The organism is Nocardia thraciensis (genome assembly GCF_054782435.1).
Map to the genome: position 1 here is coordinate 75,433 of NZ_BAAGSM010000043.1, position 18,236 is coordinate 93,668.

17 protein-coding genes are annotated in these 18,236 nt (G+C 70.0%); 11 read left to right on the forward strand and 6 right to left on the reverse strand.

Translation table 11 applies throughout. The features are described 5' to 3' along the window. Window positions 1–42 precede the first annotated feature (42 nt). Window positions 43–1,365: a mannosyltransferase gene (locus ACYVLQ_RS27710; protein ID WP_460700468.1), complete on the forward strand. Its 1,323-nt coding sequence runs from the start codon at window positions 43–45 to the stop codon at window positions 1,363–1,365. On the opposite strand, the gene ACYVLQ_RS27715 is transcribed toward ACYVLQ_RS27710, so the two are convergent. Further along, entirely contained in the window at window positions 1,277–1,570 is a 294-nt protein-coding gene (locus tag ACYVLQ_RS27715; RefSeq protein WP_460700469.1) for a 4a-hydroxytetrahydrobiopterin dehydratase, read from the reverse strand. The genes ACYVLQ_RS27710 and ACYVLQ_RS27715 overlap by 89 nt on opposite strands. A gap of 20 nt (window positions 1,571–1,590) precedes the next feature. Then, complete coding sequence (locus ACYVLQ_RS27720) at window positions 1,591–1,767, reverse strand: hypothetical protein (protein WP_460700470.1); 177 nt, start codon at window positions 1,765–1,767, stop codon at window positions 1,591–1,593. A 167-nt stretch (window positions 1,768–1,934) separates the two neighbouring features. Here ACYVLQ_RS27720 and typA point away from each other — a divergent pair, with 167 nt between their 5' ends. The 5 genes from typA (at window position 1,935) to ACYVLQ_RS27745 (ending at window position 7,275) form a co-directional block, all read left to right on the forward strand. Then, on the forward strand, window positions 1,935–3,836 hold the full coding sequence (typA, locus tag ACYVLQ_RS27725) for a translational GTPase TypA (RefSeq protein ID WP_460700471.1): 1,902 nt from the start codon (window positions 1,935–1,937) through the stop codon (window positions 3,834–3,836). A gap of 162 nt (window positions 3,837–3,998) precedes the next feature. Then, on the forward strand, window positions 3,999–5,750 hold the full coding sequence (locus ACYVLQ_RS27730; RefSeq protein WP_460700711.1) for an ABC transporter family substrate-binding protein: 1,752 nt from the start codon (window positions 3,999–4,001) through the stop codon (window positions 5,748–5,750). Continuing rightward, window positions 5,747–6,640: an N-acetyl-1-D-myo-inositol-2-amino-2-deoxy-alpha-D-glucopyranoside deacetylase gene (gene mshB / locus ACYVLQ_RS27735; protein WP_460700472.1), complete on the forward strand. Its 894-nt coding sequence runs from the start codon at window positions 5,747–5,749 to the stop codon at window positions 6,638–6,640. Before ACYVLQ_RS27730 ends, mshB begins: the two co-directional genes overlap by 4 nt. 60 nt (window positions 6,641–6,700) lie before the next feature. After that, window positions 6,701–6,859, forward strand: coding sequence for a hypothetical protein (locus ACYVLQ_RS27740; RefSeq protein ID WP_460700473.1), 159 nt, complete (start codon window positions 6,701–6,703; stop codon window positions 6,857–6,859). After that, window positions 6,856–7,275 (forward strand): hypothetical protein, encoded by a 420-nt coding sequence (locus tag ACYVLQ_RS27745; protein ID WP_460700474.1) that lies wholly within the window; start codon window positions 6,856–6,858, stop codon window positions 7,273–7,275. Before ACYVLQ_RS27740 ends, ACYVLQ_RS27745 begins: the two co-directional genes overlap by 4 nt. 18 nt (window positions 7,276–7,293) lie before the next feature. Here ACYVLQ_RS27745 and ACYVLQ_RS27750 read toward each other — a convergent pair whose 3' ends face one another. Together ACYVLQ_RS27750 and ACYVLQ_RS27755 are read right to left on the reverse strand one after the other, a co-directional pair. Next, window positions 7,294–8,997: a PH domain-containing protein gene (locus ACYVLQ_RS27750; RefSeq protein ID WP_460700475.1), complete on the reverse strand. Its 1,704-nt coding sequence runs from the start codon at window positions 8,995–8,997 to the stop codon at window positions 7,294–7,296. Continuing rightward, the gene (locus tag ACYVLQ_RS27755) at window positions 8,994–9,518 is read right to left on the reverse strand and encodes a PH domain-containing protein (protein ID WP_460700476.1); all 525 of its coding nucleotides are present in this window, start codon (window positions 9,516–9,518) and stop codon (window positions 8,994–8,996) included. Before ACYVLQ_RS27755 ends, ACYVLQ_RS27750 begins: the two co-directional genes overlap by 4 nt. Before the next feature lie 267 nt (window positions 9,519–9,785). On the opposite strand from ACYVLQ_RS27755, the gene ACYVLQ_RS27760 reads away from it, so the two are divergent. After that, complete coding sequence (locus ACYVLQ_RS27760; RefSeq protein ID WP_460700477.1) at window positions 9,786–12,386, forward strand: bifunctional FO biosynthesis protein CofGH; 2,601 nt, start codon at window positions 9,786–9,788, stop codon at window positions 12,384–12,386. Window positions 12,387–12,615: 229 nt separating this feature from the next. Here ACYVLQ_RS27760 and ACYVLQ_RS27765 read toward each other — a convergent pair whose 3' ends face one another. Further along, complete coding sequence (locus tag ACYVLQ_RS27765; RefSeq protein WP_460700478.1) at window positions 12,616–13,773, reverse strand: MFS transporter; 1,158 nt, start codon at window positions 13,771–13,773, stop codon at window positions 12,616–12,618. An 80-nt stretch (window positions 13,774–13,853) separates the two neighbouring features. Here ACYVLQ_RS27765 and ACYVLQ_RS27770 point away from each other — a divergent pair, with 80 nt between their 5' ends. The 3 genes from ACYVLQ_RS27770 to dapC all read left to right on the forward strand — a co-directional run bounded on the left by ACYVLQ_RS27770 (window position 13,854) and on the right by dapC (window position 15,986). Further along, window positions 13,854–14,327, forward strand: a complete 474-nt coding sequence (locus ACYVLQ_RS27770) for a MarR family winged helix-turn-helix transcriptional regulator (protein ID WP_460700479.1) — start codon at window positions 13,854–13,856, stop codon at window positions 14,325–14,327. A 155-nt stretch (window positions 14,328–14,482) separates the two neighbouring features. Beyond that, the gene (gene fdxA, locus ACYVLQ_RS27775) at window positions 14,483–14,815 is read left to right on the forward strand and encodes a ferredoxin (protein WP_460700480.1); all 333 of its coding nucleotides are present in this window, start codon (window positions 14,483–14,485) and stop codon (window positions 14,813–14,815) included. Between the two features lie 82 nt (window positions 14,816–14,897). Continuing rightward, window positions 14,898–15,986 carry a succinyldiaminopimelate transaminase gene (gene dapC / locus ACYVLQ_RS27780; protein WP_460700481.1) on the forward strand — a complete coding sequence of 363 codons (1,089 nt, stop codon included), beginning with the start codon at window positions 14,898–14,900 and terminating at the stop codon, window positions 15,984–15,986. A 10-nt stretch (window positions 15,987–15,996) separates the two neighbouring features. Here dapC and ACYVLQ_RS27785 read toward each other — a convergent pair whose 3' ends face one another. After that, window positions 15,997–16,449, reverse strand: coding sequence for an acetyltransferase (locus ACYVLQ_RS27785; protein ID WP_460700712.1), 453 nt, complete (start codon window positions 16,447–16,449; stop codon window positions 15,997–15,999). A 72-nt stretch (window positions 16,450–16,521) separates the two neighbouring features. Here ACYVLQ_RS27785 and pruA point away from each other — a divergent pair, with 72 nt between their 5' ends. After that, complete coding sequence (gene pruA / locus ACYVLQ_RS27790) at window positions 16,522–18,156, forward strand: L-glutamate gamma-semialdehyde dehydrogenase (protein WP_460700482.1); 1,635 nt, start codon at window positions 16,522–16,524, stop codon at window positions 18,154–18,156. Window positions 18,157–18,236 lie beyond the last annotated feature (80 nt).

The following is an 18,236-nucleotide window of genomic DNA, read 5'->3' on the forward strand; positions in this document are numbered from 1 at the left end:
ATCTTGCTCCCGGCCCGTCACCGACCGGAAAGTTTGCACGCCGTGAATCGACTGCTCCGATTGGCCTCCGGCGGTAGCGACGGGTCCGGAGGCCGACGACGCCTCGCACTGATCGCGCTGGGCCTGTCGATACTCGCCCGGCTGGCGTGGATGCTGTTGTCGCCCAACGGGATGAACCTGGTCGACCTGCACGTCTACGTCGACGGCGCCGCCAACCTGGGCACCGGCCACCTCTTCGAGTACACCTACGCGGAGAAGACCCCGGACTTCCCGCTGCCCTTCACCTATCCGCCGTTCGCGGCCGTGGTGTTCTATCCGCTGCATTTCCTGCCGTTCACCCTGGTCGCGGTGGGCTGGCTGCTGTTGATCGCGGCGGCGCTGTACGCGGTGGTGCGGATCAGCTTCGCGCTGCTCCTCGGCGACGCCGCCCGCGAGAGCCGCTGGCGCACGGCCGCGATCGGCTGGACCGCGGTGGGGCTGTGGCTGGAGCCGACCCGCACGACCCTGGACTACGGGCAGGTCAACGTCTTCCTGGTGCTGGCCGGGATGGCCGCCGCCTATTACACGGGGTGGTGGCTGTCGGGCCTGCTGGTCGGCGTGGCGGCGGGGGTGAAGCTGACACCGGCGGTCACCGGGCTGTACTTCCTGACCCAGCGCCGGTGGGCGAGTGCGGTGTGGGCCGCGGTGGTCTTCGCGGCGACGGTCGGGCTGAGCTTCGCGATCTCCCCGGCCGAGACCCGCACGTACTTCGGCCCGCTGATCGGCGACGCCAACCGCATCGGGCCGGTGGGCTCGGTCTGGAATCAATCGCTGCGGGGGGCGCTCACCCGGATTCTGGGCTATGACGCAGGTGCGCCATGGCACCTCGGCGGACATCGAATCCCGTTCGGGCCGTGGTGGCTCGGTGGGGTCGTGGTCGTCGCGGTGCTGGCCTTCTTCGCCTGGCGCGCCCTCGGCGCCGGGGACCGGCTGGGCGCGCTGCTGGTGATGCAGCTGTTCGGGCTGCTGGCGTCGCCGATCTCGTGGTCGCATCACTGGGTGTGGCTGCTGCCGGTCGTGCTGTGGCTGCTGTACGGGCCGATGCGCACGGCGGCGGGCGCCCGGGTGCTCGCCGGTTACTGGCTGGCGACCATGCTGATCGGACTGCCCTGGGTGCTGTCGTTCTTCCAGCCGACCATCTGGACGATCTCCCGGCCCGGGATCCTGTCCTGGCTGGGTGCGGTCGACCTGGTCGGCGTCGTGGCGTTCTATCTCTGGGTGATCCGGACCGGGCGGCTCAGCTCTCCTGGGCCAGCCGATCGATCTCCCGCGCCAGCGCCGTATCCATCCGGGTCAGCCCACCCTCGGAGTGCGTCGACAGCGTGAAAGTGACACGGCGCCACCGGATATCGATATCGGGGTGATGGTTGGCCGCCTCGGCCTCGCTGGCGACCCGGCGCACCAGCTCGATCCCGGCCAGGAACGAGGGCGCCTCGACGGTGCGGGCGATGCTGTTGCCCGTACGAGTCCAGTCCGGCAGCTCCGCGAGTGCGGCAGCGATTTCGTCGTCGGTCAGCAGTGGGGTGCTCATACCCCGGTTCTACTCTCGACTCAGGCCGCGCGCGCCTGCTTGAGGTACTTCTTGAGGTCTTTTCCGCATACCCCGGCGGACTCGGCCTTCTTCATCCGCATGATCACGACAGGGCATTTCACGCAGCGCGTCTTCTTGCGACAGCACTTCTTCTTCGGCTCGAGGCGGGAAACCTTCTTGGCCTTGACCTTGCCCATGAAGGTAAGCATAGCCTAACCGAGATGGCCCGGAATCGGGGCCGCCTCGCATTTCGGTACTGTGTACATGGCCGCATGCCCGGTGAGTCACTCGTCCACCTGTCTTGCACCGGCCCTCTATGGCGAGGGTCGGCAGCCAACCATCTCATCCAGCAGGAGGATTCAACGTGTCGTCTGTCGAGTTTCGCAACGTGGCAATCGTTGCTCACGTCGACCACGGCAAGACGACGCTGGTCGACGCGATGCTCCGGCAGTCCGGCGCGTTCGCGGAGCGGGCCGAACTCGTCGATCGCGTGATGGATTCGGGCGATCTCGAGCGCGAGAAGGGCATCACCATTCTCGCCAAGAACACCGCCGTGCACCGGCACAACGCCGACGGCAGCGTCACCGTGATCAATGTCATCGACACCCCCGGCCACGCCGACTTCGGCGGTGAGGTCGAGCGCGGCCTGTCCATGGTCGACGGCGTCGTGCTGCTCGTCGACGCCTCGGAGGGCCCGCTGCCGCAGACCCGCTTCGTGCTGCGCAAGGCGCTCGCGGCCTCGCTGCCGGTGATCCTGGTGGTGAACAAGACCGACCGCCCCGACGCGCGCATTGCCGAGGTCGTGGAGGAGTCGCACGATCTACTGCTGGATCTGGCCTCCGATCTCGACGACGATGCCTCCGAGGCCGCCGAGCTAGCCCTGGACCTGCCCGTGCTCTACGCCTCCGGCCGCGCGGGCAAGGCCTCGACCAGCCGCCCCGAGAACGGGGCGAACCCCGATGCGGAGAACCTCGACGAGCTGTTCGAGGTGCTGCTGAAGTACGTGCCCGCGCCCAAGGGCGATGCCTCGGCCCCGCTGCAGGCGCACGTCACCAACCTCGACGCCTCGCCCTTCCTGGGCCGTCTTGCCCTGGTCCGCGTGCACAACGGCACCCTGCGCAAGGGCCAGAACGTCGCGTGGATGCACGGCGACGGCGTCAAGACGGTCAAGATCACCGAGCTGCTGCAGACCATCGGGGTCGAACGGCAGCCCGGCGAGGAGGCCGTCGCTGGCGATATCGTGGCCATCGCGGGCATTCCGGAGATCATGATCGGCGACACCCTCGCCGACGTCGAGAACCCGGTCGCGCTGCCGCGCATCACCGTCGACGAGCCCGCCATCTCCGTGACCATCGGTACCAATACCTCGCCGCTGGTCGGCCGGGTGCAGGGGCACAAGCTCACCGCCCGCATGGTGAAGGCGCGCCTGGATCAGGAACTGGTCGGCAACGTGTCGCTGCGGGTGCTCGATATCGGCCGCCCCGACGCGTGGGAGGTGCAGGGCCGCGGTGAACTCGCCCTGGCCATCCTGGTCGAGCAGATGCGCCGCGAGGGTTTCGAACTGACCGTCGGCAAGCCGCAGGTGGTGACCCGGCAGGTCGACGGCAAGGTGCACGAACCGTACGAAGAGCTGACCATCGACTGCCCCGACGAGTACCTGGGCGCCATCACCCAGCTGCTGGCGGCCCGCAAGGGCAAGATGGTGCAGATGAGCAACCACGCCGCCGGATGGGTGCGCATGGAGTTCATCGTCCCGTCGCGCGGCCTGATCGGCTTCCGCACCGACTTCCTGACCGAGACCCGCGGCACCGGCATCGCCAACGCCGTCTTCGACGGCTACGCGCCGTGGGCCGGTGAGATCCGCGCCCGGCACACCGGTTCGCTGGTGTCCGACCGTGCCGGATCGGTGACGCCCTTCGCCATGATCCAGCTCGCCGACCGCGGCCAGTTCTTCGTCGAGCCGGGTGCGGACACGTACGAGGGCATGGTCGTCGGCGTGAATCCGCGCGCCGAGGATCTCGACATCAACGTCACCCGCGAGAAGAAGCTGACCAATATGCGGTCCGCGACCGGCGACGTGCTCGAGACCCTCGCCAAGCCGCTGCAGCTGGATCTGGAAGCCGCGATGGAGTTCTGCGCCGCCGACGAGTGCGTCGAGGTGACTCCCGAGGTGGTGCGGGTGCGCAAGGTCATCCTCAGCGCCACCGAGCGCGGGCGTGAGGCATCCCGCCGCAAGGCCCGCGACCGCGCCGCCCAGAACGCGTAGTCCGCACCTGTGCATTTCCGGGCGGGCACCGTCGAGCGTGTAGGTTCGCGAACTGTGTCGGCACTGAGAGGCGCGAAACCTTCACCCCGTTGTCCCGGCGAACGCCGGGATCCGGACGCGGCGTCCGGCCGCCGTCGTCGCGGCGAACGCCGGTGGCGTGCGGTGGTGTCGGTACTGGCGGCATCCGCGACGGTGCTCGCCGGGTGCACCGCGAATCCGCCGCCGCCGATCGAGAGCACCGACAGCCCCAAGACCACGCCCGCCAAGCCCACCAAGAGCACGGTGGTGGTGGCCGTCGACGACATCGGGATCGGGTTCAACCCGCACCTGCGGTCCAACCAGTCCCCGGCCACCAACGCGGTCAGTTCGGCGGTGTTCCCCAGCCCGTTCCGGCCGGTGCCCTCGCAGACGGCGCCCGGCGCGACCGACTGGGTGCCCGACAACGCGCTGATGGTGTCGGCGGATGTGACCGCGCAGGAGCCGTTCACCCTCACCTACAAGATCCAGAACCAGGCGTCGTGGTCCGACGGTGCGCCGATCGCCGCCGAGGACTTCCGGTACCTGTGGCAGCAGATGATCACGCAGCCCGGGGTCGTGGATCCCGCCGGGTACCGCCAGATCTCGGATGTGGGCTCCTCCGACGGCGGCAAGACGGTGACCGTCACCTTCCGGGAGCCGTATCCGGCGTGGCGGCAGCTGTTCACCGATCTGCTGCCCTCGCATCTGCTGAAGGATTCGCCGGGCGGTTTCCAGCGGGCCCTGGCCGTCGAGCGCGGCCTGATCGACCAGAACCCGATCTCCGGCGGGCAGTTCCGGGTCAAGCAGGCCGACTCCGGCCGCGAGGAGATCCTGCTCGAGCGCAACGACCGTTACTGGAGCACTCCCGCGGTACCGGACCAGATCATGCTGCGGCGCGGCGGCACCACCGCGCAGCTGGCCGAATCGCTGCGCTCCGGGGACGCACAGATGGCGCTGGTGCGTGGCGGCACGGCGACACAGTCCCAGCTGCAGGCGATCCCGGCGGTGCGCACCTCGATGATGCCGCAGGCGCGCGAGCTGCGGTTGGCGCTCAACGGCCGCGTCGGCGACCTCACCGATCCGCGGGTGCGCCACGCCGTGCTGGCGCTGCTGGATCCCACGCTGCTGGCGACCGTCGGCGCGGAGACCGGGGCATGGATGGAACCGGCTCGGGCCCAGGTGCTTTCGCCCTCGGATCCGGGCTACGCGCCGACCGCGCCACCGCGGCCCTCGGCCGACGAGGCGTTCGCGCTGCTGGCCGAGGCCGGGTACGCGCGCGCTCCGGAGACCTCGCCGGTGGACGCCTCCGCGACATCACCGGCGCCGCAGCCGCGGCAGGTGGTGAAGAACGGCAGGACCCTCGCGATCCGCCTGGGCGCGGTGGACAAGGACACCACCGCGCTGGCCGTGGCCAACACCGCCGCCGACATGCTGCGCAGTGCGGGCATCGATGCCAGCGTGCGCAGCCTGCCCGCCGAGGAGCTCTACGGCAAGGAACTGCTGGACGGCACGGTCGACGCGGTCGTGGGCTGGGATCGGGCCGGAAACGACCCGGCCACCGTGCTGGACTCGCGCTACGGCTGCCCACCGCCGCCGACCACCCCGCAGGACGACACGTCGTCGCGGGTGGAGGATCTCCGCAAGGCACCGAGCAATGTCTCGGGCGTCTGCGATCCGGCGCTGCAGCCCGCGATCGACGCCGCCCTACGCGGGCAGGACGTACCCAAGGTGATCGGCGAGGTCGAGCCGAAGCTGTGGGACCTGGCCACCGTGCTGCCGATCATGCAGGACAACGGGGTGGCGGCGGCCAGCTCGCGGATGGACGGGGTCTCCCTGAGCGGGGCCATCGAGGTCGGGATCTTCGGCGGCGCGGGCACCTGGCGGCGGTTGTCGTGAGTGGGCTGCTGCTCGTGCACGCGCATCCGGACGACGAATCCATCGCCACCGGCGGCACCATCGCGCACTATCGGCGGCGCGGCGTCCCGGTGACCGTCGTGACCTGCACGCTCGGCGAGGAGGGGGAGGTCATCGGCGAGCAGTGGGCGCAGCTGGCCGGTGATCAGGCCGATCAGCTGGGCGGCTACCGGATCGGCGAATTGACCAGGGCGCTGGCGGAATTGGGCGCCGGGCCGCCCCGGTTCCTCGGCGGCGCCGGGCGCTGGCGCGATTCGGGGATGACGGGCACCGTCGCCGATCCGCGCCCGCTCGAGCCGCTGCACCCGCGCGCGTTCGCGGACTCCGGCGACGCCGCCGTGGACGCCCTGGTGCAGGTGCTGCTGGAGGTGCGGCCGCAGGTGGTGGTCGGATATGACCCGCGCGGGGGCTACGGGCATCCCGACCACGTTCGGGCGCACCGGATCACGATGGCCGCCCTCGACGCCGCGAAGGAACGGGGCTGGGATACGCCGAAGGCCTACTGGACCGTGACGGACGCGGAGGTCCTGCGCCTGCACACCGAGGCGCTGGCCCGGCGCACCGTCGACCGGCTGCCCGGGGCGCTGCCGCCGGGGTGGCGGCTACCGGCGGTGGGCGAATTGCCTTGTGTGTCCAGCGAATCCGTGACCACCACGATCGACGTCTCCGATGTTCTCGCGGCGAAGCGGGCCGCCCTGCGCGCGCATGCCACCCAGGTGAGCGTGGCGCCCTCGGGACGGGAATTCGCGCTGTCCAACAACATTGCCCAACCGGTCCTGCCCGAGGAACATTTCGTGCTCGTGCGTGGGCGGCTGGGCCCGGTCGGCGACGACGGACGGGAGCACGACCTGTTCGCGGGCCTGGACAGCTGAGTCGAGCCGACCTGCTGCCTCCGGATCCTGGGCTCGCCGTCCCCGCATAGACTGACCGGCATGTACAACTGGAGCCTGCAGGACGCCATAGTCGCGTTCGTCGAGAGCCAGAAGCCGAACTGGCAGGCGCAGCACGATCTGTACCTGCACGTGCTCTACGGATTCGTGGACATGCAGAGTCACCTGCTGACCCTGCTCGGCTTCCCGCCGGTGCCGTGACGGCGGCCGCGTTCGGCCGGACATCGGCCGTGCCCGGCGTAGAGCCGCCCGGGTGGGCCGCCCTCGGTGCGACGCTGGCCGGGGTGCTGGTGTTCGAGGGCCTGCTCTCGCTGGTGCTCGAGGTGCTCTATCTCCCCACCTACGTCGGCGGCACTCCGCTCCCGTTCTCGATCCTGGTGGCGGCGGCGGTGAACGTGCTGCTGGTGATGGGCATGGGCGTGGTGACGAACCGCCCGGCCGCCATGGCCCTGCCGCTGGCGGCGTGGCTGTTCGGCTTCCTGCTGTGCGCCACGACCGGTCCGGGCGGCGACGTACTGCTCACCGACAGTTGGACCGCGCCGGTCCTGCTGGCCGCCGGGCTGATCCCAGCCGGGTTCTATCTGTTCCGCCGCGCCTTCGTACGCCCGCGCACCTGACACGGGGAGGTCGGGTGATTACCGGGGACCGGATTGGCCCGGGGTTACCGTCTCGATCAGTGCCCACGCGTCGGCGATGGGGATGTCCACCACGTGATAGCGCTTCTTCCCGGCGGCCGAGGCGGCTACGAGGGTGGCGAGTCCGGCGCGGCGCTGGAAGAAGGTCTGGCGGACGGTCCAGCCGATGATGCCGGGGGCCTCGAGGCAGTCGCGGTCGCGGTCCAGGGAACCGCTTCGGGTGATCAGCCAGGTGGGCCGGTCGCCGGTGGCGGGCAGTACGGCGTGACCGAGCCCCCGGTAGCGATCGTAGGCCAAAGCCGTTGCCCCCAGGGCGATCACGGCCAGCACGGGCCACACCCACAGCGGAACCTCCAGCCCCGCAATCGATCCCGCGGCAACTACCACGGCCGCCACCAGCACCGGCGTCAGCGTGCGGGTGTAGCGCCGCCGCCGTGCGCGAGGGCCGTGCGGAATCAGCGAAATCGTCGCCGGTGCCGCCGATTCGGCGCTGCCCGCCGCGGTCGGCGGCACGGTCGCGGGCCGCTCGGCGGTCGCCGGGTTCGTGCCGGACGGCCCGGCGTCGCGGGTCGCGGGGCCGGGTCGTGTTGTCGCCGTGGGGGATCGGCGAGCCGGACGGCTCGCGAGTAGGTGGGCGAGGGTGCGGTCCACGGCGGCGCGCGGGGCCTGGGGCAGGATCTTCTGACGCGGGCTGGTGCCGGTCATGATCGCCTCGAGTTCGGCGCCGCCCGACAGTCGCAGCAGGAGCGGCTCGTTCACCGTCGCGCCGCGCAGGCGGGCCAGGTCCAGGGTGGTCTGGCGGGTGGTGAACAGGCCGTGTCGCAGGTGTAGCGTGCGGCCGTCGTCGAGCACGCGCAGGCCGAAATACGTTGCGAGATACCGCGCGCACCCGGCGAGGCTGACGATCGCCGCCACGGCGGCGACCAGCGCCACCACCACGGCGGTGAGGAACCAGGCGCTGCGGTCCTCCACGCTGTGCACGGCATCCGAGCGGAAGATCGCCTCGGCGAGGCCGTACTGGAAGGCCAGGCCGACCACCGGCGCGACGATGGCGAATCCGGTCAGCGACAACGGCGCGTACCGCACCCAACCCGGACGCCAGTGCGCGATCTCGACGCCTTCGCGGCGCGGATCGGTCTCCTCCGATGCCAGCCCGGAGACGTCAGGTGCGCCTGCCGCCGGTTCGCCGACGGGTGAACCGGGTTGTCCGCCAACGGCTTCCGCCTTGTTCAGATGTGCCAGCAGTTCCGCCCGCAGGCCCGGCACCAACCGGGCGTCGAGCGCGTCGAGCTTGAACTGCTCGTCCTTCCCGGCCTGCTGCCCGGTTCCGATGGTCAGCACCGCCAGTCCGAGCCCGCGGTGCAGCGGATCGGCCTCGATATCGACCGACCGGATCCGCGACCGCGGCACCGCCAGCCGCTTGCGCCGCAGCACCCCCGTCCGCAGTTCGATATTGTCCGCACCGATGCGGTAGGTCGTGGTGAACCACCGGGCAACCGCGAATCCGACGATGATCACGAGCGCGAGCAAACCCCACCCGGGATTGTCGTTGCGCGTACCGACCACCACGGAGACGATGAGCAACGGGATATACCGGACGATCTCTCGAACCGGATGCACCAACAGCATTCGCTTGTCCAGCCGCTGCCAGGACATGAGCGCGGCGGTCTCGGCGAGCTGCCCCGGGTGTGGCGGTTCGGTCATGTGGCGTCCCCTCGGTGCAGCGCCGCGATTTCCGTCAGCCGGGTGACGGTCTGCTCGGCGACGGGCAGATCCAGCGCGCTGATCTGCACCGCCCCCGCCGACGAGGCCGTGGTCACCGTGACCGTCGCGAGCCCCAGCATCCGCTCCAGCGGCCCGCGCTGGGTGTCGACGGTCTGCACGCGGGTAATGGGGGCAACCCGGCTTTCCTGGGTGATCCATCCGGTGCGGGTGTACACGGCCTCGTCGGTCACCTCCCACCGATGCACCGCGTACCGCCACAGCGGTACGACCGCCACCGTGAACGCCGCCACCACCAGCGTCGCCGCCACGGCCGCCAGCTGCGTGGCGCGATGCGCGCCGTCCACCACGATCCACACCAGCTCGCCGATCAGCACGATCACCCACCCGACGGCAGGTCCCAGCGCCCACAGCAGCTTCGCGCGGGGGCTCGGTCGCCAGGCCGGTTCGGCCAGGATGCTGCGCCGGGCCGTCGCGGGGGCTCGGTCGTCGGGATGTGCCATGCCGCCATGGTTCCATGGACGCGCGCCCAGCGGCCGTGCTGTCCGGCGTCGCGCCGGGGTTCGCGCATGTGGCGTCGGCGTGTGCGGAGGCCGCCGGATACGGGTACGCTGGCGCGCCGGACATCGGGTTCCCCGCGCGACGCGCCCGATATCACGCTGTGCGGCAGGCATTTCGGCACGGGTTTGCCGAAGCTGGAATAGCCCGCCGCAACGCCGGGTTGTCTCACGTCACAGGCACCGGAGGGAGAACACTCGGATGGTTGGCGCATGATCGAGGGCGTGACGGATCTACCGAACCCTGGCATCCCGCCCGCACCCCCGACCGCCTCGGCGATGCGCCGGGCGTTGCGGCGGGCCCGCGACGGAGTGACGTTGAACGTCGACGAGGCCGCCGTCCTGCTGCACGCCCGCGGCGACGACCTGGCGGAGTTGAGCCGCAGCGCCTCCCGGGTGCGCGACGCCGCCATGGAGTCGGCGGGCCGCCCGAAGACCATCACCTACTCCAAGAACGTCTTCATCCCGCTGACGCACCTGTGTCGCGACAAGTGCCACTACTGCACGTTCGTGACGGTGCCCGGCAAGCTGCGGGCCGAAGGCCGGGGCATGTACCTCGAACCGGACGAAGTGCTCGATATCGCGCGGCGCGGTGCGGCGCTCGGCTGCAAGGAGGCGCTGTTCACCCTCGGCGACCGCCCCGAGGACCGCTGGCCGGAGGCGGCGCAGTGGCTCGACGAGCACGGCTACGACTCGACCCTCGACTACTTGCGCGCCGTGTCGATCATGGTGCTCGAGGAGACCGGGCTGCTGCCGCACATCAACCCCGGGGTCATGTCGTGGGAGGAGATCTCCCGCCTCAAGCCGGTCAGCCAGTCCATGGGCCTGATGCTGGAGACCACCGCCGCCCGGCTGTTCACCGAGAAGGGCAACTGCCACTACGGCAGCCCCGACAAGGATCCGCAGGTGCGGCTGCGCGCGATCACCGATGCCGGTCGGCTGTCGGTCCCGTTCACCACCGGCATCCTGGTGGGCATCGGCGAGACGCTGCGCGAGCGCGCCGAGTCGATCATGGCGATTCGCAAGCAGCACAAGGCATTCGGGCACGTGCAGGAGGTGATCGTGCAGAACTTCCGGGCCAAGGACGACACCGCGATGCGCGACACCCCCGACGCCGACATCGAGGAATTCCTCGCCACGATCGCGGTCTCGCGGCTGCTGCTGCCGCCGGACGTGGCCGTGCAGGCGCCGCCGAATCTGGTCTCGCGGGCCGAGTGCCGGGCGCTGATCGAGGCCGGTATCGACGACTGGGGCGGCGTCTCACCGGTCACCCCCGACCACGTGAACCCCGAACGGCCGTGGCCGAATCTGGACACTCTCGTCGAGATGACCGAGGCGGCGGGCTACCGGCTGGCCGAGCGCACCTCCGCCCATCCGCGCTATGTACGGGCCGGGAATCCGTGGGTGGATCCGCGCATCGGCGCCCACGTGGCCGCGCTCTCCGATCTGGGCACGGGGCTGGCGAATCCGGATGCGATTCCGCGGGGCCTGCCGTGGCAGGAACCGGACGAGTCGTGGGAGTCCGCGGGCCGGGTCGACCTGAACACCGCGATCGATACCGACGGCCGCAATACCGAGGCGCGCAGCGATGCCGGGCTCGGCGACGACGTGGTGGGCGCGTTCGGCGACTGGGAGACCATCCGCGAACAGGTGCGCGAACTGGCCACCACCGCGCCGGAGCGGTTCGACGCCGACGTACTGGCGGCCCTGCGGGAGGCCGAGCGCGATCCGGCGGGACTGTCCGACGAGCAGTATCTGGCGCTGGCCACCGCCGAGGGAGCCGAGCTGGACGCGATCGCCGCGCTGGCCGATCAGCTGCGCCGCGACATCAACGGCGACGACGTCACCTACATCGTGAACCGCAATATCAACTTCACCAATATCTGCTACACCGGCTGCCGGTTCTGTGCGTTCGCCCAGCGCAAGGGCGATGCCGACGCGTTCAAATTGAGCGCCGAGGAGGTGGCCGACCGGGCCTGGGAGGCGCACGTCGACGGCGCCACCGAGGTGTGCATGCAGGGCGGCATCGACCCCGACCTGCCGGTGACCGGCTACGCGGACCTGGTGCGAGCGGTGAAGCGGCGGGTGCCGTCGATGCATGTGCACGCGTTCAGCCCGATGGAGCTCGTGAACGGCGCCTCGCGCGGCGGGCAGAGCGTGCACGACTGGCTCGCGGCGCTGAAAGAGGCTGGGCTGGACACGATTCCGGGCACGGCCGCGGAGATCCTCGACGACGAGGTGCGCTGGGTGCTGACCAAGGGCAAGCTCCCCGCCTCGGCCTGGATCGACGTCGTGACCACCGCGCACAAGCTGGGCATCCGCTCCAGCTCCACGATGATGTACGGGCATGTCGACAGCCCCCGGCACTGGGTCGGGCATCTGCGGGTGCTGCGCGGAATTCAGGATGAGACAGGCGGTTTCACCGAATTCGTGCTGCTGCCGTTCGTGCACCAGAGCGCGCCGCTGTACCTGGCGGGCGCGTCCCGTCCGGGTCCCACGATCCGCGACAACCGCGCCGCGCACGCCCTGGCCCGCATCATGCTGCACGGCCGCATCGACAATATCCAGACCAGCTGGGTCAAGTTGGGCGCCAAGGGAACCCAGGCGATGCTCAACGGCGGCGCCAACGACCTCGGTGGCACCCTGATGGAAGAAACCATCTCCCGCATGGCCGGTTCCCAACACGGCTCCGCGAAAACCGTCGCCGAACTGACGGAAATCGCCTCCGGCATAGGTCGCCCCGTCCGCGAACGCACCACCACCTACGGCACCCCACCCCACCGCACCCCGCCAATCCCCCTGCCGGTGGGTTAGCCCACCCGCCCGGTTCCGGATGGTTCCCCTTTCCGCCCGGGTGGTCCCTGCATTTCCCTTTTCTGGTCGGTGGGTTCCTGGGTTCCCCCTTCCCGGCCGGGTGGTTCCTGGGTTCCCTTCCCGGACGGGTGGCTTCTGCATTCCCCGCTTCACGGCCCCCTGGGGCCGTGAAGCGGGGATCGGTTCCCAGCTGACGGATGTGGTTGTGGTGCACGCACATCCGTGGCACTCAGGCAGGGATGAGCGCCTTCCGATCACGGAGCAGCATGTACGTGGCCAGACCCGCACCGGCGACTGTGAGTGCCGCGCCGATCAGCGGGAGGGTGCGCAGGCCCGGGCCGTCGGCTATGGTCCAGCCACCCAGGCGGCCACCGATCGCCGCCGCGACCTGGTAACCCGCCGCGTTGATGGCGATGGCCAGCGTCGGGGCGGCGGTGGCGGCGCCGATCACGCGGGCCTGCATGCCGGGGATGACCGCGAAGGTCAGTGCGCCCAGGGCGAAGACGAGAACCGCTGCTACGGAAGCGATTTCCCCGGCCGCCCAGAACGCCGCCATGACCGCCGCCAGCCCGGCGAGCAGCCCGATCAGCGCGGGCAGTAGCGCCCGGTCGGCCAGTCGCCCGCCGAGCTGGTTACCCGCGATCGCCCCGAGGCCGTAGACCAGCAGCAGAATCGGTACGGCCGCCGGACCGAAACCGGCGACATCGGTGAGCAGCGGTGCGATGTAGGTGAAGACGGTGACCGCCCCCAGGCTGCCGACCGCGGTGAGCGCGATGGCGATCAGCAGCTCTCGATTCGCCAGCACGCGCAGCTCGCCGAACACCGAACCCGTTGCGGCCGAGGGCAGTTCGGTGACGAACCGCAGCACCATCAGCAAGCCCAGCCCCGCGACGGCCGCCACGACGGCGAACGTGGACCGCCAGCCGAGGTGCTGGCCCAGGAAGGCGCCGATCGGGGTGCCGAGCACGATCCCGAGATTCATTCCGAGGGCCACCTGCGCGATCGCCGACGCCGCCCTGCCCTCGGGGGCCTGCGACACCACGGTCGCGACAGCGAGCGCGAAGAATGTGGCCACGATCAGCCCGGCCGCGAACCGGGTGGCGAGCAGGAGCGGGAAGTTGGGCGCGCAGGCCGAGCCCAGGTTCGCCAGCACCGCGAATCCCACGAGGCCGACGATCAGCCGCCGCCGCGGCACTCTCGCGGTCAGCACCGTGATCACCGGCCCGCCGACGATCATGCCCAGCGCATACGCGGTAACCAGCAGGCCGCCCGACGACACCGACACCGCGAGGTCGCCCGCCACCTCCGGCAGGATCCCGGCGATAGCGAATTCGCCGGTGGTAAGGCCGAATACGACCAGCATCAGGGACAGGACAGGGAGTCGCACCATCACTCCAAGTAGTTACAGCTCGAATAATACGAACTATAACTATCACAGCTCGAATCATCATCGCTAGACTCGATCGCATGACCAGGCGGCCCGACCCCGTATCGAACTTCCCGGTGGAAACCGAGGTCGATCGCGACGTGTGCAAGCTGGTGCACTCGTTCACGCGCCGCCTGGAGGTGCACGTGCGACGCGTCGCCGAGCAACTGGGGCTGACCTCGTCGCAGGTCATCGCGCTGCGGGAGCTGTCGGAGCCGATCACCGCGCGCGAGTTGGCCAGCCGGATGTCGTGCGAGCCCTCGAACGCCACCTTCGTGCTCGATAGGCTGGAGGCGCAGGGCCTGGTGGAGCGCAAAGCGCATCCGACCGACCGGCGGGCCAAGCGGATCGAACTCACCGCCGCCGGGCGCGACAGTCGCGCGGCCGTGCTGGCCAGGCTCGGCACGGGATCACCGCTGACCTCGTTGAGCGAAACCCAGCAGCGGGAATTGCGCGACCTGTTGCGGTTGTTGACCGCCGCGGTGGAAACCGATTCCCCCGAACGGGATTCGTGATGGGCGGCAACGCTTCTACCAGTGTCGCTGCTGACGCCCGGCCAACGAGGGTCGGACGAAGTTAGGCAAGGCTGGCCAGTAGTAACGTAGGGCCGCCGGATACTGTTGCGCGGGCGGAAACCTCCCGCGGGCAAGAACAGACTAGGAGAGCGGCAGTGACGTACATCATCGCTGAACCGTGCGTTGACGTGAAGGACAAGGCGTGCATCGAGGAATGCCCCGTAGATTGCATCTACGAGGGTGGCCGCATGCTGTACATCCATCCGGACGAGTGCGTGGACTGTGGTGCATGTGAGCCGGTGTGTCCGGTGGAGGCGATCTTCTACGAGGACGACACCCCGGACCAGTGGAGCGGGTACGTCAACGCCAACGTGGACTTCTTCGAGATGGAGGGCCTGGGCTCGCCCGGTGGCGCCACCAAGGTCGGTGCGCTCGCCTACGACCCGCCGCTGATCAAGGAGCTTCCTCCGATGGCGAGCGACGAGTAAGACGTTGTCGACGCGTGGCGACGGCGGGACCGAGGGCGGCAGATCGAGCGGCCGCGAGACAGTCCGATCCCGCCGGACACCGGTGAGCGGCCTGCTCCCCGACTTTCCCTGGGACACCATCGCTTCCGCCAAGGCGCGGGCGGCGGCCCATCCGGGCGGGATCGTGGATCTCTCGGTGGGCACGCCGGTCGATCCGGTCGACCCGCTGATCCGGGCGGCGCTCGCCTCGGTGGCGGAGGTGCCCGGGTACCCGACGACGCACGGCACGCCGCAACTGCGCGCGGCCGCGGTCGACGCGCTGAAGCGGCGCTTCGGGATCACCGGTATCGCGCCCGAGGCGGTGCTGCCCGCGATCGGCACCAAGGAACTCATCGCCGGGCTACCGCGCCTGCTCGGTCTGGGCGGCGACGACCTGGTGGTGATTCCCGAGGTGGCCTACCCGACCTACGAGGTCGGCGCGCTGCTGGCGGGCGCCGGCATCGCCCGCGCGGACGGGCTGACCCAGCTGGGCCCGCGGGCTCCGGCGCTGATCTACCTGAACTCGCCGTCCAACCCGACCGGCCGGGTGCTGGGCGTGGACCATCTGCGCAAGGTGGTGGCCTTCGCCCGCGAGCGCGGCGCGGTCGTCGCCTCCGACGAGTGCTATCTGAGCCTGGCGTGGGACGAGCGCGCGGTGTCCATCCTGGATCCGGAGGTCTGCGACGGCGACCACACCGGGCTGCTGGCGATCCATTCGCTGTCGAAGACGTCGAATCTGGCCAGCTACCGCGCCGGGTTCGTGACCGGCGATCCGGCACTGGTGCGCGAGCTGCTGGAGGTGCGCAAGCACGCGGGCATGATGGTGCCGTTCCCGGTGCAGGCCGCGATGACCGCGGCGCTCGGCGACGACGCCCACGAGGCCCGCCAGCGGGAACGCTATCGCGCCCGCCGCGAGGTGTTGCGAAAGGCGTTGCGGGAGGCCGGTTTCCGCATCGACCACTCCGAGGCGGGCCTGTATCTGTGGTCCACCCGTGGCGAACACTGCCGCACCACCCTGGACTGGCTCGCCGAGCGCGGCATCCTCGCCGCCCCCGGCGACTTCTACGGTCCCACCGGCGCCGAGCACGTCCGCATCGCCCTCACCGCCACCGACGAACGCATCGCAGCGGCCGCCGACCGCCTCACCCCCTAGACCTCCCGCATCAGTCCGGCGGGGCGGCGAAGACGAGGTGGAGCAGGGGGTGGGGGCGGCCCTCGGAGTCGGTTTCGGAGCGGCCGGTGACGACGAAGCCGTGGGACTGGTAGAAGCCGAGGGCCCGCGGGTTCTCCTCGTTGACGTCGACGGTGAGTGAGGGAAACCGGTCGAGGGCGGCGCGCAGCAGGACCGAGCCGATTCCGCGGCCGCGGAAGTCGTCATCGATGAACAGCATCTCCAACTGCCCGGCGGAGATCCCGGAGAATCCGACGATGCGGTCGTCCACCACCGCCACCGTGAGGTCGACCACGGGCAGGTAGTCGCTGGCCAGATGGCTTTCGATGTGCTCGAAGTACTCCCGGGACAGGAAGTGGTGCGTGGCCGCGACGGCGCTGCGCCACACTTCCACCAGCCTCGGAAACTCGGTCCGACCCGCGCACGGCCGCAGCGTTATCGTCATGTCGGTCACTCCAGGATGGTAAGGGTCGGGCGACCTCACCCCGAGCCGGACGGCTCGGCGTTAGCCTGGGGTATGGACGCTGTCACGGTTGTCCCCGCCCCGGCCAATGAGCCGGTGCACTCCTACGCACCGGGAACCGCCGAGCGTGAGCGCCTGACGGCTCGGCTGGCCGAGATCTCCGCCGAAACCGTGGATGTGCCGCTGGTGATCGGCGGCAAACATCAGCCCGGCGCCGGACCTCGGCTCGATATCGTGATGCCGCATCGCCACCGACACGTGCTCGGCACCTACACCGAGACCACCCGCGAGGAGGGCCGCGCGGCGGTCGAGGCGGCCGTCGCCGCGGCGCCGGCCTGGCGCGAGACCCGATTCGACGAGCGCGCGGCGGTCCTGCTGCGGGCGGCCGACCTGCTGTCCGGGCCGTGGCGCGAGACCGTCGCCGCCGCCACCATGCTGGGCCAGTCGAAGTCGGCGTATCAGGCCGAGATCGACGCCCCCTGCGAGCTGATCGACTTCTGGCGGTTCAATGTCGCCTTCGCCCGGCAGATTCTGGCACTGCAGCCCAATTCCGGTGCGGGCGTGTGGAATCGGATGGACTACCGGCCGCTGGAGGGTTTCGTCTACGCGATCACGCCGTTCAATTTCAGCGCGATCGCGGGTAATCTCCCCACCGCACCGGCGCTGATGGGCGCCACGGTGGTGTGGAAGCCCTCGCCCACCCAGACCCTGGCCGCCTACTACACCATGCGCGTGCTGGAGGAAGCGGGTCTGCCGCCCGGCGTGATCAACCTGGTCACCGGCGGCGGCGCCGAGCTGTCGGAGGCGGCGCTGCCGGATCCGCGGCTGGCCGGAATCCACTTCACCGGTTCCACCCGCACCTTCCAGTACCTCTGGCGGCAGGTCGGCGCGAATCTGCCGCGGTACCACGGTTATCCGCGGCTGGTGGGGGAGACCGGGGGTAAGGATTTCATCGTCGCACACTCATCGGCCGACCCGAAGGCCTTGCGAGCGGCGCTGATTCGCGGCGCCTACGAGTATCAGGGGCAGAAGTGCTCCGCGGCTTCCCGTGCCTACATCCCTCGCTCGGTGTGGCGCCGGATGGGTGACGATTTCCTGCACGAGACCGACGGCATCGCCTACGGCGATGTGGCGGATCTGTCGAATTTCGGTGGGGCGCTGATCGATCGGCGCGCCTACGACAAGAACGTGGCGGCGTTGGAGCGGGCCCGCGCGGCGGGGCTCAAGATCCCGGTCGGCGGCCGCTACGACGACAGCGAGGGCTATTTCGTCCGCCCGACCGTGCTGATGTCCGACGATCCGCGAGAGGAGGCATTCACCACCGAATACTTCGGGCCGATCCTGTCGGTGCACGTCTACGACGACGCCGACCCGGCCGCGTTCGGCACGCTGCTGCGCGAGGTCGACACGGCCGCACCGTATGCGCTCACCGGCGCGGTGTTCGCCCGCGACCGTGCGGCGATCGACGAGGCTGAGGCCGCGCTGCGATACACCGCGGGCAACTTCTACATCAACGACAAACCGACGGGGGCCGTCGTCGGACAGCAGCCGTTCGGCGGGGCTCGCGCCTCCGGCACCGACGACAAGGCGGGCTCATATCTCAACCTGCTGCGCTGGGTCGCGCCCCGGACAATCAAGGAAACCTTCGTCCCACCAACGGATTACCGTTACCCGCACATGGGGTCCTGATGCGGCCCGCCGGTGCGATCCGCGGTGTGGGAGGGGTGTGCATGGCGGGTGACCCGTGAACCCGCTGCGCCCCGCGATCC